The sequence below is a fragment of the Imhoffiella purpurea genome, from assembly GCF_000585215.1.
Classification (GTDB): Bacteria; Pseudomonadota; Gammaproteobacteria; order Chromatiales; family Chromatiaceae; genus Imhoffiella; species Imhoffiella purpurea.
Map to the genome: position 1 here is coordinate 24,948 of NZ_AONC01000071.1, position 22,789 is coordinate 47,736.

General features: G+C 65.7%; 21 protein-coding genes. 17 read left to right on the forward strand and 4 right to left on the reverse strand.

Annotated features, from left to right (window positions below; genetic code table 11):
* Window positions 1-163: 163 nt before the first annotated feature.
* On the forward strand, window positions 164-1,810 hold the full coding sequence (locus tag D779_RS18865; RefSeq protein ID WP_043757267.1) for a tetrathionate reductase family octaheme c-type cytochrome: 1,647 nt from the start codon (window positions 164-166) through the stop codon (window positions 1,808-1,810).
* Window positions 1,810-2,463, forward strand: coding sequence for a cytochrome b/b6 domain-containing protein (locus D779_RS18870; protein WP_043757270.1), 654 nt, complete (start codon window positions 1,810-1,812; stop codon window positions 2,461-2,463). Before D779_RS18865 ends, D779_RS18870 begins: the two co-directional genes overlap by 1 nt.
* A 192-nt stretch (window positions 2,464-2,655) precedes the next feature.
* Here D779_RS18870 and ubiT read toward each other — a convergent pair whose 3' ends face one another.
* The gene (gene ubiT / locus D779_RS18875; RefSeq protein ID WP_043757321.1) at window positions 2,656-3,129 is read right to left on the reverse strand and encodes a ubiquinone anaerobic biosynthesis accessory factor UbiT; all 474 of its coding nucleotides are present in this window, start codon (window positions 3,127-3,129) and stop codon (window positions 2,656-2,658) included.
* Between the two features lie 130 nt (window positions 3,130-3,259).
* Between ubiT and D779_RS18880 the strand changes: the two genes are divergently transcribed.
* The 6 genes from D779_RS18880 (at window position 3,260) to D779_RS18905 (ending at window position 8,976) form a co-directional block, all read left to right on the forward strand.
* Window positions 3,260-4,201, forward strand: a complete 942-nt coding sequence (locus D779_RS18880; RefSeq protein ID WP_043757273.1) for a DUF808 domain-containing protein — start codon at window positions 3,260-3,262, stop codon at window positions 4,199-4,201.
* Window positions 4,202-4,522: 321 nt separating this feature from the next.
* Window positions 4,523-4,819 (forward strand): hypothetical protein, encoded by a 297-nt coding sequence (locus D779_RS18885; protein ID WP_043757325.1) that lies wholly within the window; start codon window positions 4,523-4,525, stop codon window positions 4,817-4,819.
* 20 nt (window positions 4,820-4,839) lie between these two features.
* Entirely contained in the window at window positions 4,840-5,523 is a 684-nt protein-coding gene (locus D779_RS18890; protein ID WP_043757277.1) for a protein-L-isoaspartate(D-aspartate) O-methyltransferase, read from the forward strand.
* Between the two features lie 5 nt (window positions 5,524-5,528).
* A complete protein-coding gene (locus D779_RS18895; RefSeq protein WP_043757280.1) occupies window positions 5,529-7,691 on the forward strand; it encodes a tRNA(Met) cytidine acetyltransferase TmcA in 2,163 nt (720 codons plus the stop codon).
* The gene (locus D779_RS18900) at window positions 7,688-8,296 is read left to right on the forward strand and encodes a histidine phosphatase family protein (protein ID WP_043757281.1); all 609 of its coding nucleotides are present in this window, start codon (window positions 7,688-7,690) and stop codon (window positions 8,294-8,296) included. The genes D779_RS18895 and D779_RS18900 overlap by 4 nt, the downstream gene beginning before the upstream one ends.
* Window positions 8,297-8,304: 8 nt before the next feature.
* Complete coding sequence (locus D779_RS18905; RefSeq protein WP_052348278.1) at window positions 8,305-8,976, forward strand: YceH family protein; 672 nt, start codon at window positions 8,305-8,307, stop codon at window positions 8,974-8,976.
* Between the two features lie 48 nt (window positions 8,977-9,024).
* On the opposite strand, the gene D779_RS18910 is transcribed toward D779_RS18905, so the two are convergent.
* Both D779_RS18910 and parE read right to left on the reverse strand, forming a co-directional pair.
* A complete protein-coding gene (locus tag D779_RS18910) occupies window positions 9,025-9,492 on the reverse strand; it encodes a DUF29 domain-containing protein (protein WP_043757330.1) in 468 nt (155 codons plus the stop codon).
* 220 nt (window positions 9,493-9,712) lie between these two features.
* The gene (parE, locus tag D779_RS18915) at window positions 9,713-11,599 is read right to left on the reverse strand and encodes a DNA topoisomerase IV subunit B (RefSeq protein WP_043757284.1); all 1,887 of its coding nucleotides are present in this window, start codon (window positions 11,597-11,599) and stop codon (window positions 9,713-9,715) included.
* 136 nt (window positions 11,600-11,735) lie between these two features.
* Between parE and D779_RS18920 the strand changes: the two genes are divergently transcribed.
* From D779_RS18920 to cysZ, 5 genes are all read left to right on the forward strand, one after another.
* Window positions 11,736-11,975, forward strand: a complete 240-nt coding sequence (locus D779_RS18920; protein ID WP_043757285.1) for an exodeoxyribonuclease VII small subunit — start codon at window positions 11,736-11,738, stop codon at window positions 11,973-11,975.
* Entirely contained in the window at window positions 11,972-12,865 is an 894-nt protein-coding gene (gene ispA, locus D779_RS18925; RefSeq protein WP_043757288.1) for a (2E,6E)-farnesyl diphosphate synthase, read from the forward strand. The genes D779_RS18920 and ispA overlap by 4 nt, the downstream gene beginning before the upstream one ends.
* A gap of 186 nt (window positions 12,866-13,051) precedes the next feature.
* On the forward strand, window positions 13,052-13,906 hold the full coding sequence (gene folE2, locus D779_RS18930; protein WP_043757290.1) for a GTP cyclohydrolase FolE2: 855 nt from the start codon (window positions 13,052-13,054) through the stop codon (window positions 13,904-13,906).
* 14 nt (window positions 13,907-13,920) lie between these two features.
* A complete protein-coding gene (locus D779_RS18935) occupies window positions 13,921-14,634 on the forward strand; it encodes an alpha/beta fold hydrolase (protein ID WP_232424246.1) in 714 nt (237 codons plus the stop codon).
* A gap of 277 nt (window positions 14,635-14,911) precedes the next feature.
* A complete protein-coding gene (gene cysZ, locus D779_RS18940) occupies window positions 14,912-16,099 on the forward strand; it encodes a sulfate transporter CysZ (protein WP_043757292.1) in 1,188 nt (395 codons plus the stop codon).
* Window positions 16,100-16,134: 35 nt separating this feature from the next.
* On the opposite strand, the gene D779_RS18945 is transcribed toward cysZ, so the two are convergent.
* The gene (locus D779_RS18945) at window positions 16,135-16,845 is read right to left on the reverse strand and encodes a class I SAM-dependent methyltransferase (protein WP_052348279.1); all 711 of its coding nucleotides are present in this window, start codon (window positions 16,843-16,845) and stop codon (window positions 16,135-16,137) included.
* 187 nt (window positions 16,846-17,032) lie between these two features.
* Between D779_RS18945 and D779_RS18950 the strand changes: the two genes are divergently transcribed.
* From D779_RS18950 to D779_RS18965, 4 genes are all read left to right on the forward strand, one after another.
* On the forward strand, window positions 17,033-18,148 hold the full coding sequence (locus D779_RS18950; protein ID WP_043757296.1) for an efflux RND transporter periplasmic adaptor subunit: 1,116 nt from the start codon (window positions 17,033-17,035) through the stop codon (window positions 18,146-18,148).
* 9 nt (window positions 18,149-18,157) lie between these two features.
* Window positions 18,158-21,253 (forward strand): efflux RND transporter permease subunit, encoded by a 3,096-nt coding sequence (locus D779_RS18955; RefSeq protein WP_043757299.1) that lies wholly within the window; start codon window positions 18,158-18,160, stop codon window positions 21,251-21,253.
* Between the two features lie 110 nt (window positions 21,254-21,363).
* Window positions 21,364-21,789 (forward strand): phosphate-starvation-inducible protein PsiE, encoded by a 426-nt coding sequence (locus tag D779_RS18960; RefSeq protein ID WP_043757302.1) that lies wholly within the window; start codon window positions 21,364-21,366, stop codon window positions 21,787-21,789.
* A gap of 103 nt (window positions 21,790-21,892) precedes the next feature.
* Window positions 21,893-22,693, forward strand: coding sequence for a sulfite exporter TauE/SafE family protein (locus D779_RS18965; protein ID WP_043757304.1), 801 nt, complete (start codon window positions 21,893-21,895; stop codon window positions 22,691-22,693).
* Window positions 22,694-22,789 lie beyond the last annotated feature (96 nt).

A 22,789-nucleotide genomic window follows, 5' to 3' on the forward strand; every position in this document is an offset into this window, starting at 1 on the left:
GACATCCGCTCGGTAGCGGATCGAGCGATCTCGGCTTGTCGTACGTCATGGACAAGTCCGCAACATTTCTTCAGCATTCGGGCGGTTTTGCGCGCGAACGAGACGGCACCAAAGATCGTCGATGCGCCAGGTCCATACGACCATCACCTGCGGAGCACGCGCTATGCGATCCTTTTTCGGACATCTCCTGGCAATCCTGCTGGGAACGCTCTTAGTGACCTCGGCCCAGGCGTCTTCGGGTCAATGGCCCACGCCGCCCGCGACCAAGCCGCCCGACCAGGTCTCCGGTCCGCTCAGCGGAGGAACCGGCGATCACACCAAGTACGAGGCCCTGAAACAGCCCTTTTCCTCCGGCCCCGAGGTCACCAAGGCTTGCCTGAGCTGTCATACCGAGACCGGCAAGCACTTCATGAAGAACATTCACTGGACCTGGGAATACCGCAATCCGGATACGGGCCAGCTGCTCGGCAAGAAGCATCTGGTCAACAACTTCTGCACCAACGCCCGCGGCAACGAGGGGATGTGCGCCCAATGCCACGCCGGCTACGGCTGGAAGGACGAGAGCTTCGACTTCAGCGACGAGACCAACATCGACTGTCTGGTCTGCCACGAAACGACAGGGACCTATTACAAGACCCCGAACAGCGAGGGTAGCCCGGCCTGTTCGGTCATGTTCGAGGACATGGCGCCCATCGACTACAATCTGGTCGCCCAGAGCGTCGGCCTGCCTCAGCGCGCCAACTGCGGAACCTGCCACTTTCACGGTGGAGGCGGCGACAACGTCAAGCATGGCGACCTCTCCAGCGCGCTGACCAATCCACCGCGCGATCTGGACGTCCACATGGACGCCCAAGGGCTCAACTTCGCCTGCACCGCCTGCCATATCACCAAATCGCATATCTGGGCCGGCAGCCGATACCGCGTCATCGCCAAGGACAAGGAAGGCACGGGCAAACCAGGCGAACGGCGCGACGTGGCGACCTGCGAGTCCTGTCACGGCAACGAGCCCCATCCGGTCGACTCGCTCGCCGCCTTCAAGCTCAACGACCATATCTCGAGCGTCGCCTGCCAGACCTGCCACATCCCCGAGTTCGCGCGCGGCGGCGTGGCGACCGAGACCGACTGGGACTGGCGCACCGCCGGCAAGACCCGCAACGGCGAGGGCTACCACGAGCACGGCTATACCCAGGGCAACGGCGAGGAGCGCTATACCTACAAGTCGATCAAGGGCACCTTCACCTACGGCGAGAATCTGGTTCCCCTCTACCGCTGGTTCGACGGTCAGATGAACTACACGACCATCGATACCAAGTTCGACGTCACCAAGCCGGTCGCCATCAACGACTTCACCGGCTCGCGCGAGGACCCCAGGTCGCGGATCTGGCCGTTCAAACGCATGACCACCTGGATGCCGGCCGACATGGGCAACGGCACCCTGGTCTACAACCACCTCTGGGGCCAGGACGAGGACTCCTACTGGGGCAACTACGACATGGGCAAATCCATCGCCCACGGCATGAAGCAGTTCAACCTGCCCTACTCGGGCGAATACGGCTACGTCGAGACCTATTCCTACTGGCCCATCACCCACATGGTCGCCCCCAAGGAAGAGGCGCTCGCCTGCAGCGACTGCCACGCCGACGACGGACGCCTGGAGAACGTGGAGGGCGTCTACATGCCTGGCCGCGATCACAACCCCTGGCTGGACACCATCGGGATCATCGCGGTTCTAGGGACCTTTCTCGTGATTCTGGGCCATGCCCTGATCCGCATCTTCTCCACCATGAAGAACAAGCAGGAGCAGCACTAATGGCCATTCGTCGCGTAAGAATCTTCAGTCTGTTCGAGCGTTTCTGGCATTGGGGCCAGATGCTGCTGATCGTGATGCTGATGATCACCGGATTCGGGCTGCACGGATTCCATCACTGGCTGAGCTTCGAGCAGGCGGTGACCCTGCACACCCTGTCGGCCTTCCTCCTGCTGCTGCTCTGGGCCTTCAGCATCTTCTGGCTGTTCACGACCCGCAACTGGCGCCACTTCATTCCCACCGTCAAGGGGATGTGGCAGGTGCTACGCTTCTACAGCTTCGGCATCTTCCAGGGCGAGCACCACCCCTACCGCAAGGCCTACTGGCGCAAGCACAATCCATTGCAGGCGCTGGCCTACCTGATGCTGAAGATCGTCCTCTTCCCGCTCATCTGGATCTCGGGGCTGGTCTATCTCTTCTATTTCCTGTGGAGAGACATCCCGCACGCCAGCCAGCTGCTCGACGGCGTCGCCCTGATCCACACCGGCGCTGCCTTCACCATCCTGGTCTTCGTCATGATCCACGTCTACATGCTCACCACCGGACACTCGTTCAAGGAGCACGTGATGCCCATGATCACCGGATTCGACGACGTGGACCTGTCGCCGGAGGAAGAGGCCTATCTGCTGAAGGACGAGCCCGGGGTCATCCGCTGAGGACGCGGGGATTCGCAGACGGCAGGGATGCCTGAGTCGAATGGAGAGCGCCTGCGGGCGAGGATGCGTTCATGACGCCCTCGCCTCACGAACCGATCGAATGCGGGTCGGCTCACGCATCCGAGGTGAAACCGGGACCCTTCCGGCCGGAGGCTGTCCACCGAGCCGGAAGAGCGCCGCAGGGAAAGCGGCTTACTTCGAGGACTTGCCCGGAAGACGCAGGTCCGCCATCTTTTCCAGCCCCTTGATCAGCGGCCGATACTTCTCCGGCGGCTCGAAGGCATCGAGGAAGTTCTTGAGATAGAGACCCAACTCGGTGTCGCCCGACATCCGCAGCCGCCGCTGGAAGAAGAGCGTGTCGGCATCCTCGCGGCGGGCGGCCAGCAGCAGGAATTCATGCAAGCCGCCAGCGATGCTGGCATCGGGCGGCGTATCCTTGCCATAGCCGCGAATCCGGCCCTCGGTCAGCCCGAGCCGATAGCCCACGCCGATATCGTCGATCTCGATCGCGACCCGACGCCCCTCGAGGAAATCGAGCTCCCCATCCGCCAATGCCTCTTTCATGACCTGGTTGAGAATGCCGGCGAGCGCCCGGCTGTGCATCACCCCGGGCACGAGCCGCAGCGGGAAGGCCAAGGGATACAAAAAACGTCGTGGTTCAGGCATGGTCGTCGTCTCGATGGAATCGTTCGCAAAATAACGGCGGATTTTCTCGCCTCCGCTCTCTCGACACAAGTCGCCGCACTGTGACAGATTCCGATCCCAAGCCACGCCATCCCATGGAAGCCCCAAAATCATGGCCACCAGCCTGCTTGCGCTGCTCGACGATATCGCCACCGTCCTCGACGACGTCTCGGTCCTGACCAAGGTGGCGGCCCACAAGACCGTCAGCGTGCTCGGCGACGATCTCGCCCTCAACGCCGAGCAGGTGCAGGGCGTCCGTGCCGAGCGCGAGCTGCCGGTGGTCTGGGCCGTCTTCAAGGGATCGCTCGTCAACAAGGCGATCCTGGTCCCGCTCGCGCTGACCATCAGCGCCCTCGCCCCCTGGGCCATCATGCCGCTGCTGATGGTCGGCGGTCTCTATCTCTGCTTCGAGGGCGCCGAGAAGGTGGCCCATGCCTTCCACCGCGGCCAAGAGGGCGACGAGACACATCGCGCCGAACTGAAGGCCGCGCTTTCCGATCCCAAGACCGACCTGGCCGCGCTCGAGCGCACCAAGGTCAAGGGGGCGATACGCACCGACTTCATCCTCTCGGCCGAGATCATCGTCATCACACTCGGCACGGTCGAGTCCGCGGGGCTCCTCACCCAACTGCTGGTCCTCAGCGGCATCGCTCTGCTCATGACGGCCGGGGTCTACGGATTGGTCGCCGCCATCGTGAAGCTCGACGACGCCGGTCTCCATTTGAGCCGCAGCACGCGCGAGGGCCTCCTCGGAGATGCCGTGCGCAAGACCGGACACATGATGCTCCGAGCCGCGCCGAGGCTGATGAAGGGGCTCTCGATCGCCGGCACCATCGCCATGTTCCTGGTCGGCGGCGGCATCATTCTTCACGGCCTCCCCTTCACACACCATTTCACCGACCATCTGAGCGAGATCCTGCACGGCATGTCGGCGATCGGACCTGTCCTGTCGGTCACCTCGTCCCTGGCCATCAACGCACTGGCCGGCCTGCTCGCAGGAGCCGTCGCATTCGGCATCCACACCCGGATCCGGCGGATGCTCGACGCCGCCTGAAGTCCGCTGCATGCCGACAGCCGATGGTCGAGCATGGCCGGCGGGTGACGAAGATCAGGCTTCAACTTACACTTGAGCCCCAATGATCGAAGCGACAGGGCGATCATCCACTCCCATCCTTCGTTCGCCCCCGCCGATCCTCGAGACACCGCGGCCGTCGAGGGCGCCGTGTTCGCGCTGGTCGGTCTGCTGATCGCCTCACCTTTTCCGGGTTCGGACGCTGTCTGGGCCGCTGAAGATCCATCGCTGGAAGCCGAGCGCCTCTTGGAGGATCATGAGGGACAACGAGACCGCTCGACGAATCGCGCAGGAGATCGAACCATGCCAGAGCCGATCCTGGGTCACTGCTGGAACTGCGGCCGCGCCCTGACCGCGTCCGATTACGGACGCGAGGTGAGCTGCATGGGATGCGGCAAGCCGACCCGTTGCTGCCGCAATTGCAGGCATTACGCCCCGGGACGGGCGAACGAATGCGTGGAGCCCATGGTCGAACGGGTGCTGGACAAGACAGGGGCGAATTTCTGCGAGCTGTTCGAGCCCACATCGCCCGCCGCCTCAGAGGATCCCGGAACGGAGGCCGGTGAACTGCTGCGCGCCGCCGAGGACCTGTTCAAATAGCCATTCCGACCGAACCGGAGATGAACGCTCAACACGACCGACTCGTTCAACTCGTCGAAGAGGAGGTTCGCTCGACCGCCGCCTATCTGGGTATCGAGCGGTTGCGCCCCGAGGTCTTGGAGGCGCTGCGCGCCGTGCCGCGCGAGCTCTTCGTGCCCGAGATCAAGCGCGGTCTGGCCTATGCCGACCACCCCTTGCCGATCGGCTGCGGTCAGACCATCTCCCAGCCCTACATCGTCGCCGTGATGAGCGATCTGCTCGGCGTCGAGGCCGGCGGCAGAGTCCTGGAGCTGGGGACCGGATCCGGCTATCAGGCCGCCATCCTCGCCGCCATGGGCGTCGAGGTCTATTCGCTGGAAATCATCCCCGAACTGGCCGAGCGCGCCTCGGCAACTCTCGAGGAGCTGGGATATGGCGAGCGGGTCCATATCCGGGTCGGGGACGGCTGGAACGGCTGGCCGGAGGCCGCCCCCTTCGAGGGCATCATCGTCACCGCCGCGGCCCCGGGCATTCCACGTCCCCTGGCCGATCAGCTCGCGCCCTGCGGCCGCTTGCTGATCCCGGTCGGCGAGGCCCGCGGCATCCAGCAGCTGCAGCTCCAGACCAGGATGCCGGACGGCGGACTGAGTGGCTGTACACTGCTCCCGGTCCGCTTCGTCCCGGTGACCGGCGATCTAGGACAGACCCTGGAACCGGGCCGCTGAGCCGCATGGATCGGATCCGATCGCTCCTCGCCGAGGCGCGGGCGACCAACCAGAGACGCACCCTGATCCTCAGCGGCTCGATGGACTGGACGGCGAAATGCGCCCGCGCGCTCGACGAGAGGGCGGCCGGGCTCGAGGCGGCCTGGATCGCCGATCGGCCCATCGTCCCCCAAGTCCTCCCCATGCGCTCGGCCACCAGCCTGCTGGGCCGGGATCTCGAGCTGCTGGTCTTCGATGCCCATAGCGGATTCGATCCGGACGGATTCGGCGCCGCCACGGGCGCTGTCCGCGGCGGCGGCCTACTAGTCCTCATCACCCCTCCGCTCGACCACTGGCCCCAGATCCCGGATCCCCAGGCCGAGCGGATCGCGGTCTGGCCCCACGCCGCCGAATCGGTCGGCGGCCGATTCCTGGCGCGTCTGGTCCGAACGCTCCGGGAGGAGGACGGCGTCTTCCGGATCGACCAGTCCGATGGGCCTGCCATCCGGGGAGATGGCCGCCGAATCGGGACCGACCCGCTCTCCGGACCGACCGAGGGACCCAGAGGTCCGGCCGGCAGCCAGCCGACCACGCCCGATCAGGCGGGGGCCGTCGAGGCCGTGCTCAAGACCGCGCGCGGGCGCGCCCGCCGACCGCTGGTGATGACCGCCCATCGCGGACGCGGCAAAAGCGCCGCGCTGGGCATCGCCGCAGGACGCCTGCTGCGCGACGGCGAGACGCGCATCCTGCTCACGGCACCGCGACGCGCGAGCGTCGACAGCGTCTTCGTCCACCTGGAGTCGGTCTCGCGCGACGCCGGCCGTCCGGAGCTCGGCGAACGGCTGCGCTTCCTCTCCCCGGACGCCATCCTCGACGAGCGCCCCGAAGCCGACCTGCTGCTGGTCGACGAGGCGGCAGGCATTCCAACCCCATTGCTCGAGGCACTGCTCGCGCACTACGGCCGGATCGTCTTCTCGACCACGGTCCACGGCTACGAAGGCACGGGGCGCGGATTCGAGATTCGCTTTCGCGCCACGCTCGATCGGCTGACGCCCGACTGGCGCGCGATCCAGCTGAACACCCCGATCCGCTGGGCGCCGGACGACCCCCTGGAACGCCTGACCTTGCGCGCCCTGCTGCTCGACGCGGCCCCGGCGCCCGATGCCGAGCTGATCTCGGCCAGCCCCTCGAATTGCCATTTCGAGCGGCTCGACCGAGACACCCTGGCCAGCGACGAGGCGACGCTCGGCGAGCTGTTCGGCCTGCTGGTGCTCGCCCACTATCAGACCCGGCCGATGGATCTGCGCATGCTGCTGGACGGCCCGAACGTCCGCGTGCTGGTCCTGCGTCACCATGGCCGGATCGCGGCGACCCTGCTCGCGGCCGAGGAAGGCGGATTCGAGGATCCGGCCCTGCGCGAGGACGTCTTCATGGGACGGCGCCGACCCAGAGGCCATCTGCTGCCCCAGACCCTCTCCGCGCACGCCGGACTCATGGAGGCGCCGCGCTACCGCTATCTGCGGGTGATCCGGATCGCGGTCCATCCGGCGGCGACCCGCCGGGGTCTCGGGCGCATGCTGCTGCGGATGCTCCACCGCCAAGCGGCGAGCGATGGCTTCGATCTGGTCGGATCCAGCTTCGGCGCGACCCTGGATCTGCTGCGCTTCTGGAACCATTGCGGTCATGCGACACTCCAGTTCGGAACCAGCCGCAACGCGGCGAGCGGCGAGCATGCGGCCGTGGTCGCCGAGGCGGCGAGCGGCTCAGGCGACCGTCTCATCCGCCGCGCCCAGGAACGCCTGGCGGCGCGCCTGCCCGTGCTGCTCGCCGGACCGCTGCGCCGGCTGGATCCGAGGCTCGCGGCCGCGCTCATCCGTACGCTCGAACGGCCGCCGCCAGAGGGGTTCGAGTTCCCGCCGGACACGCGCGAGGAGCTCAGCGGATTCGTCTCCGGCCATCGCACATTGGAGGTCAGCTTGCCACCGCTCAATCAGCTCGCCGGCCGCGCGCTCCCGTCCGCCCTCCAGCGCGGGCTCGTCACCACCGAGGAGGCCGCGCTGCTGGCCGCCGTCTGTCTCCAGCTGCGCGCGCCGCAGGAGCTGACCCGGATCCTGGGAGCCAGCGGCCGCAATCAGATCCTGATCCAGCTGCGCCAGGCGGCCGGAAGGCTGATGGAGACCGCACCATGACCGATCGCACGCTCTTCTGCATCAGCCGACACGGCGAGACCGACTGGAACCTCAGCGGCATCCTCCAGGGCTGGATCGATGTCCCGCTCAACGCCCGTGGACGCGAACAGTCCAGAGAAATCGCCGAACGGCTGGAAGGCCAGCATTTCTCGCTCATCTGCTCCAGCCCCTTGAAACGCGCGGCCGAGACCGCCGAGATCGTCGCCGACGCCTGGGGCCGGCCTCCCATGCTCCGTCATCCGGGTCTCAAGGAGCGCCATTTCGGGCACATCCAGGGCATGCCCAAGGACGAGCTCTCGCGCTCTCACCCCGGATTGCACGAGGAGATCCTGCGACGCAATCCCAGATGCGACTTCGAGGGCGGCGAGTCGATCGATCGTTTCGCCGACCGGGTGATGGATGCGCTGACCGAGATCGGTCGCACGCATGCCGGATCGCGCATCCTGGTCATCACCCACGGCTGGGTGATGGACGTGATCACCCGCCACGTCATGCAGCTGCCCAGAACCGCGGTGCTGGAGATGAAGCGCAAGAACGGCGAATGTCTCTGGATCGAAATGGTCGAGGGCTCGACCCTGCGCGCCGCGCACATATCCAACGAATAGGCGAAACCATGTCTCACTCCGACCCATCCTCGAACGAAGCGCTGCTGACGCCCGTCGAAGCCCGCGTCATCGGCTGCCTGATGGAGAAGCAGCGCACCACGCCCGACCAGTATCCGCTGACCCTCAACGGGCTCGTCAACGCCTGCAACCAGAAGACGGCGCGTCATCCGGTGATGCACCTGACCCAGGGCGAGGTGGCGAACACGGTCAACCGCCTACGCGACCGGGGGCTGGTCCACGTCGGCTTCAACGGCCGCACCGAGCGCTACGATCACAAGATCGTCGGCACCTATTTCCTCAGCCGGGAGGAACAGGCCATTCTCTGCGTTCTACTGCTGCGCGGCCCTCAGACGCTCGGCGAACTGCGCGTCAACGGCGCCCGTCTGGCCGATTTCGCCGACCTAGACAGGGTCGCCAAGACGGTCCAGGGCATGTCCGGTCCCGAACGCGCGCTCGTCACCGAACTGCCCCGGCTGCCCGGAAAACGCGAGGAGCGCTACGCCCATCTGCTGTGCGGACGCCCGGATCCGGAGGAGATGCCGACCCCGGCCCAATCCCGGTCCGCCCCGGCATCGCCCGAGACACAGGACCGGATCGAGGCGCTCGAAGCCGAGGTCGCGACCCTGCGCGCCGAGCTGGATCGGCTCTGGGAACTCGCCGGGCTGGCCGATCGGCGCTGAGGCTGATCTCGCTGCCGACGGTGGCGGTTTGAACCCTACTTCGGACGATCAAGGGCTCAGATCGGCTGGTGCTGGCGGCCAACTCTCGGGATCGAGCAGTTGCTCCAGACTGTAGGGGTTGTCTTCGGGAAACAGGTCGGGGTCGAGGCCGGTTTCGCGGATCGCCAGATCGAGACCGTCATCCCAAGCGCTTTCCAGTGCCTTCGTCATCTGCGCAGGGTTTTGTAGTCCTGGGTTTTGATCCAAATGTCGCGACAGCGATTTGCGCTGAATCTTGACGGTATTGCGCCAGCTCTTTTCATTGGTGCGGGTGCGGTCCCTTTGAATCTGCAACTTGAGCAGATGCCCGATGAGAACGGCGAGCCTGTGGGCCAGTTCGCGCTGTTCGGATTTGCCCATGTCGGCGACCTCCTCGGCAAGATGCTCCAGATCCAATAGGTCAAAGCGCCCCTGCTTGAGAAAGGCCGACTGTTCCTGGGTCCAGGTGAAAAAATCCTGCTCGTAGGAGGTAGTCATGTCGGAGTCTCGTTCGTGCTTGCCGCGCCAACCGACCGCGTACCGCGCGGTGGCATACATGCACTTACCCTATGGTCCGAGTGATTATGGCACCTTCACAGCGTGGCCGTCGTAGCGGTCGGTGTAGCGGTTCGACTCGGGCTGATCTGCCGCCAGGTAGGATTCGGACGGCGGTCGTATCGATCCTTATCGCCCGAATTCTACGCGGCGCAGCCCCCGATCAAACCTCGGCCAGATCCCCCTTCTCCTGCAGCCAGCCACGGCGGTCGGCCGCGCGCTTCTTGGCGAGCAGCATATCGAGCAGCTTGTCGCTCTCGTCGTCCTGCTCGACGGTGAGCTGCACCAGACGCCGGGTGTCCGGGTGGATGGTGGTCTCGCGCAGCTGGGCCGGGTTCATCTCGCCCAGGCCCTTGAAGCGCTGGACGTTGACCTTGCCCTTGATCTTCTCGGCGGCGATGCGGTCGAGGATGCCCTTCTTCTCGTCGTCGTCGAGGGCGTAGAAGACCTGCTTGCCGACGTCGACCCGATAGAGCGGCGGCATGGCGACATAGACGTGACCCTCGGCGACCAGGCGCCGGAAATGCTTGAGGAAGAGCGCGCACAGCAGGGTCGCGATGTGGGCGCCGTCCGAGTCGGCGTCGGCCAGGATGCAGATCTTGCCGAAGCGCAGCCGGGTGAGGTCGTCGCTGCCCGGATCCACACCGATGGCGACGGCGATGTCGTGGACCTCCTGGGATCCCAGGACCTCGGCCGGATCCACCTCCCAGGTGTTGAGGATCTTGCCGCGTAGCGGCAGGATGGCCTGGAACTCGCGGTCGCGCGCCTGCTTGGCCGAGCCGCCGGCCGAGTCGCCCTCGACCAGGAACAGCTCGCCCCGCTCGGGATCGGTCGCGGTGCAGTCGGCGAGCTTGCCCGGCAGGGCCGGCCCCTGGGTGACCTTCTTGCGGGTGACGGTGCGCCCGGCGCGCAGACGGGCCTGGGCGGCGCCGATCGCCAGCTCGGCGATACGCTCGCCCTCGGCCACGTGCTGGTTGAGCCAGAGGCTGAAGGAATCCTTGACCACGCCCGAGACGAAGGCGGCGCACTCGCGCGAGGACAGGCGCTCCTTGGTCTGGCCAGAGAATTGGGGATCGAGCAGCTTGACCGAGAGGATGTAGCTGAGCTTGTTCCAGATGTCCTCGGGCGCCAGCTTGACCGCGCGCGGGAGCAGATTGCGGAACTCGCAGAACTCGCGCACCGCCTCGGTCAGTCCGCTGCGCAGTCCGTTGACGTGGGTGCCGCCCTGGACGGTGGGGATGAGGTTGACGTAGCTCTCGGCCACCGGCTCGCCGCCCTCGGGCAGCCAGACGAGCGCCCAGTTGGCCGCCGCCGTGGCGCCTTCGAGATCGCCGACGAAGGGCTCCGACGGCAGACTCTCGGCCCCCTTGAGCTCCTGGACCAGATAGTCCTTGAGCCCCTCGCGATAGCACCAGACCTGCTCGTCCGCCGCCGCCTCGTCGCGGAATCGCACCTCGAGACCGGGACAGAGCACCGCCTTGGCCCGCAGCAGATGGGTCAGCGAGCGGGTGGCGAACTTGGGGCTGTCGAAATACTTCGGATCGGGCCAGAAGCGCAGCCGGGTCCCGGTGTTGTTGCGGCCCACCGTGCCGACCTCTGTCAGGTCGCTCACCTTGTCGCCGTTCTCGAAGGCCATCCGGTACTCGTGCCCGCCGCGCTTGACCCAGACCTCGAGCCGCTGCGAGAGGGCATTCACCACGGACACGCCCACGCCGTGCAGACCGCCGGAGAAGCGGTAGTTGTCGCCGCTGAACTTGCCTCCGGCGTGCAGCTTGGTGAGGATCACCTCGACGCCCGGCAGGCCCTGCTGGGGATGGACGTCGACCGGCATGCCGCGACCGTCGTCGGCGACCTCGAGCGAGCCGTCGGCATGGAGCACCACCGAGATCGCGCGCGCATGACCGGCCAGCGCCTCGTCGACGCTGTTGTCGACGACCTCCTGGGCCAGGTGGTTCGGGCGGCTGGTATCCGTGTACATCCCGGGGCGTTTGCGCACCGGGTCGAGACCCATGAGGACCTCGATGGCTGAAGCGTCGTAATTGCCGGTCATGGCGCTGCGTGATCTTCCTAAGGGGGACATTGGATGAGGTGGGAATGGCCAAGCCGGAGATGCTGGTTCGACCGCAGCTGGTTTGACCGATAAAACGACCTACGGTACCGTACCTGCAAAGTCAGATTCAAACCCAATGAAAAAAACCGCCAACCCGCCCGAACCGACATTCGAGCAAGCCCTCGCCGAGCTGGAAGGTCTCGTCGACGCCCTGGAAAGGGGCGAGATGAGCCTCGAGGAATCGCTGACGGCCTTCGAGCGCGGCATTGGCCTCCACCGGCTCTGCCAGCAGTCGCTGGACGCGGCCGAGCAGCGAGTGCGAATCCTCACCGACGCCCGGCCAGACGCCGAGCCCGAACCCTTCGACACCCAATGACCGATCAGAACCTGGACGCCTTCCGAGCGCGCTGTCAAGCGCGCGTCGAAATCACCCTCGATGAGCTCCTCCCGCCGGTGAGCGTCGAGCCCGCACGGCTGCACGAGGCCATGCGCTACACCGTGCTGGGCGGCGGCAAGCGGCTGCGTCCGCTGCTCGCCTACGCCGCCGGTGCCGCGCTGGAGATCGAGCCCGAGCGGCTCGACCGCCCGGCCTGCGCGGTCGAGCTGATCCACGCCTATTCGCTGATCCACGACGATCTGCCGGCGATGGACGACGACGACCTGCGCCGCGGCCGCCCGACCTGCCACAAGGCCTATGACGAGGCGACCGCCATCCTCGCCGGCGACGCGCTCCAGACCCTGGCCTTCCAGGCCCTGGCCGAGGCCCCCGGGCTCGCCGCCGAGAACCGCGTCGCCATGGTCGAGGCGCTCGCCCGCGCCAGCGGCGCGCGCGGCATGGTCGGCGGACAGGCGATGGACCTGGCGGCCGAGGGCAAGCCGCTCGACGTCACCATGCTCGAGCACATCCACATCCACAAGACCGGCGCACTGATCCGCGCCTCGGTACAGATGGGCATCCTCGCCCACGGCGCGCTCGACGCCGATCGCGCCGAGCGTCTGGACCGCTACGCCAAATGTCTGGGCCTGGCCTTCCAGATCCAGGACGACGTGCTCGACGTCGAGGGCGACACCGCCGAGATCGGCAAGACGGCCGGGCGCGACCAGGCACTCAACAAGGCCACCTACCCCGCGCTGGTCGGTCTGACCGAGGCGAAGGAGATGGCGGCCAACCTCATCGCCGAGGCCCTGTCGGCCATCGAGGTGTTCCCGGCCGGCGCCGATCCGCTGCGCTTCATCGCCAGCGCCCTGCTCGGACGCAAGAGCTGAGGCGCGACGCGAGAGACAGCCCCCGCCGGTCTCGAGCCGACCGGGGGCACCCCAAATACAGTGATTAGCGGTCACGATGGACCGCACCGCACGGCCAGCGGGAGCAACTCCTGCGTTGTTTTCGGTCTAATGAACCCAAAATCGTCCGGCATGAAGGCCGTGCAGATCCGCCGAGGAACTCGACCCATGGAGCAAGCGCTCGAACCCAACTGCCGCGCCACCGGCGCGGTGACCGATATCGCCGACGTTCAGGGAAGCGCCGACACCCGCCGCATCGCCATCGACAAGGTGGGGATCAAGGACATCCGCCATCCGGTGCGGGTCCGCGAGCGTGGCGGCAGCGAACAGCATACGGTCGCCACCTTCAACATGTACGTCTATCTGCCACACGATTTCAAGGGGACGCACATGTCCCGGTTCGTGCAGGTGCTCAACAACCACGAGCGCGAGATCAGCGTCTCCTCCTTCAAGGAGATGCTGGTCGAGATGTCCGACCGCCTGGAGTCCGAGGCTGGTCACATCGAGATGCGCTTTCCCTATTTCATCTCCAAGAAGGCGCCCGTCTCGGGCGTGGAGAGCCTGCTCGACTACGAGGTGACCTTCATCGGCGAGATCCGCCACGGCGAGCCGCGCCTGCAGCTCAAGGTAGCGGTGCCGGTGACCAGCCTCTGTCCCTGCTCGAAGAAGATCTCGGCCTACGGCGCCCACAATCAGCGCTCGCACGTCACGGTCCAGGTGCGCATGCAGGGATTCATGTGGCTGGAGGAACTCATTGAGCTGATCGAGCGCGAGGCGTCGTCCGAGCTCTTCGGACTGCTCAAGCGTCCGGACGAAAAATATGTCACCGAGCACGCCTACGACAACCCCAAGTTCGTGGAGGATCTGGTGCGCGACGTCGCCAAGCGGCTCAACCAGGACGAGCGCATCCTCTCCTACGTGGTCGAGGCGGAGAACTTCGAGTCCATCCACAACCACTCGGCCTATGCCCTGATCGAAAGGGATAAGCAGAGCGAGGCCCGCATGGCCGAGGCATCGCTCTGAAGCCCAGCCCCTCCGTGCCGCGCACGCTGCTGCTGCATGGCTTCACCGGCTGCGCGGAGGACTGGGAGTCCTGCTTGCCGGAGGATGCCTCGCGGATCGCCATCGACCTGCCGGGGCACCGCGAGGCGCCGGATCCGACCGGGAGCTTCGCCGAGGAGATCGGCAGGCTCCTGGACGCTATCCCGCCGAGCATCGACACCCTGATCGGCTATTCCCAGGGCGGACGCATCGCCTTGGGCCTCATACAGGCCGCGCCCGACCGATTCGGCTCGGCGACCATCATCTCCTCGCATCCGGGGCTGACCGATCCGGATCTGAAGAGACAGAGACGCGCGGCGGACCAGATCTGGATTCGGCTGCTGCGCAACGAGGGAATGGAACCCTTCGTCCATGCCTGGGAGCGCCAGCCGCTGTTCGCCAGTCAGAGTGTCCTGCATCCAGCCGCTCTGGAGCGCCAGCGACGTATCCGCCTCACCCATCGCCCCGAGGGACTGGCGCACTGCCTTACCTCTCTCGGTCTGGGCGAGATGCCGAGCACCTGGGACGCACTCGCCCGCTATCGCGGAGACCTGACCTGGATCGTCGGCGGAGAGGACCGAAAATTCGTCCAGATCGCGCGCCAGGTCGCCGAACTCCGCCCATCGACCCGCGTCCGACTGATCGAGGGCATCGGGCACAATCCATTACTCGAGGCGCCGGAGCGTCTGAACCGACTCCTATCCGCCTGATCCTCGAGCTGGCGGCTGGCGGCTGGCGGCTGGCGGCTGGCGGCTGAAAAGCTGACCATTCAAATCCTGATTTAGCCAAATTCGACGGGTATACTGGGTTCCATTCCAAGCGGCTCCAGCCGTTCCGCATCGTGCCTCAGCATCAGGATTCAGCTCGCTCGCCAACCCATCGCCCGCGCCGCGCCAGGCAACCAGCCAGGCGCGCGTCGGCACGTCGCGCCGCCCGATCCGGAGCAGGCGCTGATTCATGATCGACAACATTCATTCAGAGTCATCTATGGTCACCAATCCCGTATCTGGTGCCGGATACCTGTTGCAGGGCATGCGCCTCATCACGCGTCCCGGGCTCAGGCGATTCGTGCTCATCCCGCTCCTGATCAACATCCTCATCTTCTCGGCCGGAATCTATTTCGGCGTCGCCCAGTTCGACGCCCTCATGACGACCATGCAGTCGCGCGTCCCCGAATGGCTCGGCTGGCTGGACTGGATCCTCTGGCCCATCTTCATCGTGCTGCTGCTGGTAGTCGTTTTCTACACCTTCGGCATGATCGCCAACCTCATCGCCTCGCCCTTCAACAGCCTGCTGGCCGAAAAGGTCGAGCTGATGCTGACCGGACGCCCGATCGAACAGGAGGGCGATTTCCGCCGATTGCTGGCCGAGCTGCTTCCCACCCTCTTCGACGAGCTGCGCAAGATCCTCTATGCCGCCCTCTGGGCCATCCCCTTCCTGATATTGCTGTTCGTACCGGTCGTGGGCCCGGCGATCTGGTTCCTCTACACGGCCTGGATGCTCGCGGTCGAATATTCCGACTATCCGATGGGCAATCACGGGATCAAATTCCGCGAGATGCGCCAGAAGCTTCGCAGTCGCCGCACCCTGAGCCTCAGCTTCGGCGCGACCGCCGCCGGGTTCGGCATGATTCCCGTGGTCAATTTCATCATGATGCCGAGCGCGGTCGCCGGCGCCACGGCCATGTGGGTGCGTGAGTTCCGCAACACCAGCAACTACCAGGGCGCCAACCAGTCGCGGGTCGCGACCCGCTACGTGATGCTGGCGATCGACCATCTCTCAGGTTCCATGAGCGGCGAGATCCTGCTCGGCCCACTGCGGGGACAGTCGCTCGAACGCATCCCGACCGACCAGTTGCTGGACCTGCTGAACACCTGCTACCACACGGACGCCGAATCGGCCGAGGCGCTGGAGGTCTATCTGGAGCGCGAACGCGGACATCAGGTTCCCGAGCCACCGCCACGCCAGCGCCCCGAGGCCCCTCCCCGGCAAGACTCCGCACCCATGACCGAGAGCGAGGCCCGCGCCATCCTCGGCATCGAGAGCAACGCCGGACCGGAGGAGATCCAGACCGCCCACCGCCGTCTGATCCAGCGGATCCATCCGGACCGCGGCGGCTCGGACTACCTCGCCGCCAAGGTCAACGAGGCCAAACGAATGCTCATGAACGGCTGAGATTTGAGCCGCCAGCTGGTAGCTGGTAGCTGGGCTCAATCGATCCGACGCAGCAGATCCACCCGATGGGGCTTGAGGAATCGCGCCCCATCGGGTGTGAGATGCCGCTCGAAGGCGGCGCGTATCGCGGCGATCCGCTTTTCGTCGAAATCCAGAGCGGTGTGCGTGACCTGGATGAAGCGGGCGGCGAAACCCTCCCAGTCCGCATAGACGCCCTCGTCCTCGTAGAAGACCTCCCGCTCGACCTGGAAGAGACCTGAATCGACCGCATCCCGCAGCGCCGAGAAAGCCGCCTGGCGCACCTCGCGCTCGTCGTTGATCAGCCGCATCAGGTCGTTGAACTCGCCCCAGTAGACGGGCTCCGAGACATAGAGCCGCCCGCCTGGAGCCAGCACCCGGTGGATCTCGGCGAGCGCGCGCGGCATGAGTTGGCCGGGAACGTGATGCAGGGATTTGAACATGAACACCAGATCGTAGGTGCCGTCCGGATCCTCGATCGACTCGGCGCCGCCGTAGCGGAAGGTCACACCGGGCAGATCGGCGATGGCGAGATTCTTGTCGAGCTGGATACGGTCGACCTCGGTCGCGGTCACATGGGCGGCACCGAACCGGGTCGCCAAGGCCCGCGTCATCCGGGCCGCACCACAGCCGAGCTCGAGCACCTCGCGGCCCGCAACATCCACCAGCTCCTCGATCGCCTCCAGTTCCCCGCATCGGCGATAGGCCGTCGGATCGTTGATACGCATCGGATACGTCTCCATTGATTTAAGGTATGCTGGCGCCCAAGACACCCGAAGCATAGGCAGCTATACTTACGCCTCGTTCAGCGGGAGCTCACCTGCTATGGCGGCCATTCGCAGCGACTCGATACGCGCGAATCCAGCCGTTCTCGCGCCCATCCATCTATCTCGCAGACAGGGATACAGAGCACAGATGTTCGCACGCCTTTCGCTCGTTCTCTTGGCGCTCGCCGCAATCATCGGCGGTCTGGCCTTTCTGAAATACACCCAGATCCAGAAAGAGATGGCGATGTACTCGACCTCGCCGCCGCCCCCCACGGTATCCGCCACGAGGGTCGTGGCCAAGACCTGGGAGCCGACATTGAGCGCCGTCGGAACGGTCAGCGCCGTTCAGGGCGTCGATGTGAGCAACGAGGTCGCCGGACAGGTCGCGTCCATCCATTTCTCCTCCGGCGCCGAGGTCGAACAGGGCGAGCTCTTGGTTCAGCTCGACGATCAGGTCGACCGGGCCGATCTCGAGGGACTGGTCGCCGCCGAACGGCTCGCCGAGATCAAGCTCAAGCGCAACCGCACCCTGCTCCGCGACCGCGCCGTGGCCCAGGGCGACGTGGACGAGACCACCGCCCAGCTCGACCAGGCGCGCGCACTGGTCAAGGCCAAGCAGGCGACCATCGACAAGAAACAGATTCGGGCGCCCTTCGCCGGCCAGCTCGGGATCCGCCAGGTCGACCTCGGCCAGTATCTCGCGGAGGGCGCGGCGATCGTGACGCTGGTCTCGCTCGACGTCGTCTATGTCGATTACGCCTTGCCCGAGCGCGACCTGTCCCAGCTCCAGCTCGGACAGGGCGTGCGCATCCGGGTCGCCGCCCATCCGGACCGAACCTTCGACGGACGCATCGAGGCGATCAGCCCGAGCCTCGACAAGAGGACCCGCAATCTCTCGATCCGCGCCCGCTTCGACAATCCCGAACACCTGCTGCGTCCGGGCATGTTCGCCCGCACCACCACGGTGCTGCCGGTCGAGGAACGCACCCTCGTCATCCCGCGCCAGGCGGTGACCTTCAACACCTACGGCGACTCGGTGTTCCTGATCCAGGAGGTCGAGGGCAAGCCCAAGGTACAGCGCCGCCAGATCCGAACCGGCGCGGCACGCGACGACGAGGTCGTGATCCTCCAGGGACTCGCCGAGGGCGATCGCATCGTACTCGCCGGCCAGGTCAAGCTGACCAACGGCCAGGAGATTCAGATCAAGGACGAGGACGCGGACAAGCCCGAAGCCGCCGAACCGCAGACACAGCAGCAACCCTAGCCGCGCGCCATGAAATTCACCGATATCTTCGTCTATCGCCCGGTGCTGGCGAGCGTGGTCAGCCTGCTCATCCTGGTGCTCGGCATCCGCTCGATCCTCGACCTCGAGGTCCGCCAGTACCCGGAGACCAAGAACACGGTCGTCACCGTCACCACGGCCTATCCGGGCGCCAGCAGCGATCTGGTCCAGGGCTTCATCACCCAGCCGCTGCAGCAGGCCATCGCCCAGGCCGACGGCATCGACTTCCTCTCCTCCACCAGCTCGGCAGGGGTGTCGGTCATCGAGGCCAACATGCGCCTCAATTTCGACCCCAACGCCGCCGTCGCCGAGATCCAGGCCAAGGTCGCCAGTCAGCTCAACGTGCTGCCCGAGGCGGCGCAGAACCCGGTGATCGATTCCACCACGGGCGACAGCACGGCGCTCATGTACCTGGCCTTCTACAGCAAGGAGATGAGCCTGCCGCAGGTCACGGATTATCTGCTGCGGGTGGTCCAGCCTCAGCTGCAGGCGGCCGAGGGCGTGGCCAAGGCCGAACTCTACGGCAACAAGACCTACGCCATGCGGGTCTGGCTGGATCCGGTGCGCATGGCCGCGCTCGAGGTCACCGGACGGGAGGTCGCCCAGGTTCTCCAGGCCAACAACTACCTGGCGGGTCTCGGCCACACCCAGAGCGATCTGGTCCAGATCGACCTCTCGGCGACCACCGACATCGGCCGGGTCGAGGACTTCAAGCGCCTGGTGATCCGCGAGGAGGCCGGCGCACTGATCAGGCTCGAGGACATCGCCGAGATCGAGCTGGGCGCCGCCGACTATGACTCGACCACGCTCTACAAGAGCATCCCTGCCATCTTCATCGGCATCGAGCAGGCCCCCGGGTCCAATCCGCTCGACGTCGCCAAACGCGTGCATGCACTCGTCCCGACGCTCGAGGCGGGCTTCCCGGAGGGGCTCGAGGCATCCATCGCCTACGACGCCAGCGAGTTCATCAGCCAATCCATCGATGAGGTCTTCAAGACGCTCGCCGAGGCGGTGCTCATCGTGCTCCTGGTGATCTTTCTCTCGCTCGGCTCGCTGCGGGCGGCGCTCATCCCCTCGGTCGCGGTGCCCCTGTCCATCATCGGCGCCGGGTTCCTGATGCTGCTGATGGGCTTCTCCATCAACCTCCTGACCCTGCTGGCGATGGTGCTGGCGATCGGGCTGGTGGTGGACGACGCCATCGTGGTGGTCGAGAACGTGCATCGCCATCTGGAGATGGGCGAATCCAAGCGCCAGGCCGCCGTGGAGGCGGCACGCGAGCTGGCGCTGCCCATCCTCGCCATGACCTCCACATTGATCGCGGTCTATGCCCCCATCGGCTTCATGGGCGGTCTGGTGGGATCGCTCTTCATCGAGTTCGCCTTCACCCTGGCCGGGGCCGTACTGGTCTCGGGGATCGTCGCGCTCACGCTCTCCCCCATGCTCTCGGCCACGGCGCTGCGCGCCGGCGGTCAGCAGGGCCGCTTCGAGCGAATGGTCGAAGGCTTCTTCCACGGGCTCGCCAGCGGCTATCGGCGCCTGCTGCATGGCTGGCTCAGATATCCGAGCGCCACCATCCTGGTCGCGGTCGTGGTGCTGGCGTCCATCTATGCCATGTACTCCATGACCCAGAAGGAGCTGGCGCCGACCGAGGACCAGAGCATCCTCTTCTTCATGGCGACATCGCCGCAGACGGCCACCATCGATTACAACGATCGCTACGTCGGCCAGATGCGCCCGATCTTCGAGTCCTTCCCCGAATACTACGAGAGCTTCATCCTCATCGGATTCGGCGACTCCACCACCACCTTCGGCGGCTTCAAGATGCCACCCTCCAACGAGCGCGAACGCTCGCAGATGGAGGTCCAGCCCCAGCTGCAGGGGGCTCTGTCCCGGATCACCGGACTCGATACGGTCGTCTTTCCCCTCCCGAGCCTGCCGACGCCCGGAAGCGGCATGCCGATCGAGTTCGTGATTCTGTCCGACCGCGGATTCGAGGAGCTCGCGGCGCTCTCGGATCAACTGCTCGGCAAGGCGATGGGAAGCGGCAAGTTCATGTTCCTGATGAAGGACGTCAAGCTGGAGCGGCCCCGGACCGTCCTGGAGGTGAACCGCGATCTGGCGGGCGATCTCGGAATCGAGATGCAGAGCCTGGGCAACAGTCTCGCGTCCATGCTCAACGGCGACTACGTCAACTGGTTCAGCCTGCAGGGACGCAGCTATAAAGTAATCCCGCAGGTGCACCAGGACCAACGAGGCGACATCGCGCGGATCCTCGACTACCAGATCCGCACCGCCAGCGGCGAGCTGGTCCCGCTCAGCGCACTGATCGACACCCATGATCTGGTCGAGCCCTCCAAGCGCACCCAGTTCCAGCAGCTCAACGCGGTGACCCTCTCCGGAGTCATGACGCCGGGCATGACCCTCGGCGACGCGCTCGACTATCTGGAGCGGGAGGCCAGGGACATCTTCCCGCGCGGCACGCGGCTCGACTACAAGGGCGAGTCGCGCCAGTATCGGACCGAGGGGGCGGCCCTGGAGGTGACCTTCTTCCTCTCCATCCTGGTCATCTATCTGGTGCTCGCCGCCCAGTTCGAGAGCTGGCGCGACCCCTTCGTCATCCTCATGTCGGTGCCGCTCTCCATCGCCGGGGCCATGGCCTTCCTCTTCCTCGGGCTGGCGAGCGTCAACATCTACACCCAGGTCGGGCTCATCACGCTCATCGGACTCATCGCCAAGAACGGCATCCTCATCGTCGAGTTCTCCAACCAGTTGCGGGAGAAGGAGGGTCTGTCCAAGCGCGAGGCGATCGAGCAGGCATCGGCGATCCGGCTGCGCCCCATCCTCATGACGACGGTCGCCATGCTGGTCGCCATGATCCCGCTGCTCACCGCGAGCGGTCCGGGCGCGGTGAGCCGGTTCGACATCGGGCTGGTGATCGTCACCGGACTGGGGATCGGGACCCTCTTCACGCTCTTCGTGGTTCCTGCCTTCTATATGCTGCTCTCGCCGAGCGAGATGCGCTCGACCAAGGCAGAAGAGAAGCCGATCCCCCCGAAAGCGGAACCTCAGCCCCAAGGATCCGATTGAGGAGCCACCATCTCGCGCCTACCTTTGCGTAGAAACGGTCGCGCCTCGCGACAGCAGGCGTGCGTGGCGCAACGACATCCGGCCGACAGGATATCCAAGGAGACCGAGCGATGACCCCGAGAACTCGAATCGACCGCTGGCTGTCCATCCTCTTCCACTACATCGAGAAAATCGTCCTGGTCGGGGTCGGCGGTCTGGCGCTCATCGGCATCGGCCAGCTCATCTACGGCATCTATCTCAACCAGGAGGTCCTGCTCGAAGACCTGCTGCTGATGTTCATCTTCATCGAGATCATGGCGATGGCGAACGTCTATTTCGTTCGCCGCGCCGTGCCCTTCACCTATCCCATGTTCATCGCGGTCACGGCGCTTTCCAGACTCATCGTGCTCCAGGGCAAGAACATCGCCCCGGAAAACCTGCTCTATGAGAGCGGCGCCATCGTCCTGGTGAGCCTCGCCATCCTCATCATCCGTTTCAGCCGATCCTTCAGCGACGACACCTCCGAGGCAGAGGAAGAAAGCGGCGGTCCGCACTGAGGACGTCTCCATCGCCAGCCTTCCGGCCGATCCTCGTCGCTTATGATACCCAGGGCATACCGCCCTTCAGGCATCTCCTTTACAGCAGCAGGTTGTTCGCATCATGTCTCCGCTCGAACTCTCCGCCTATCTTCTCATCGGGGCACTGTCCGGCCTGCTCGCGGGTCTCTTCGGGGTCGGCGGAGGCGCGGTCATCGTTCCAGCCCTGATCCTCGTCTTCGGTCAGATCGCCATCGGAGGCGACTGGATTCCCCATCTGGCGATCGGCACCTCGCTCGCGACCATCATCGGAACGGGGGCGGCCTCCGCCCTCGCCCATCATCGGCGCGGCGGCGTGCGCTGGGAGATCTTCGTGCGGCTGGTCCCGGGCATCGTGCTCGGCGCCTGGGCCGGCGCGGCCGTCATCGGCTGGATCCCGGCCGAATGGCTCAAGCGAATGTTCGCCGTCTTCCTCGCGGTGGTCGGGACGCGCATGCTCGTGAGCAGGCCGCGACAGACCAGCACGGGCGAACTCCCGGGAACTCCGGGAATGATCGCGGCGGGCGGCGGGATCGGCCTGCTCTCGGCCCTGGTCGGCATCGGGGGGGGGACCTTGACGGTCCCTTTCCTCAGCAGCCGTGGGGTCGAGATGCGACAGGCGGTCGGTACATCCGCCGCCTGCGGACTGCCGATCGCCATCGCCGGGGCCATCGGATTCGTCCTGGCCGGGTGGGATAGGGAAGGACTGCCTTCGCTCAGCACCGGCTTCGTCTACTGGCCGGCGGTCCTGGCCATGCTGCTCGCCAGCATGCCCTCGGCCCCCGTGGGCGCGCAACTGGCCCACAGCCTCCCGGTCAAGACGCTCAAGCGACTGTTCGGCGTCCTGCTGCTGATGATCGCCACCGAACTCGCCTTCGGCGGCTGAGACCAGCTACCAGCTACCAGCTACCAGCTACCAGCTACCAGCTACCAGCTACCAGCTACCAGCTACCAGCTACCAGCTACCAGCTACCAGCTACCA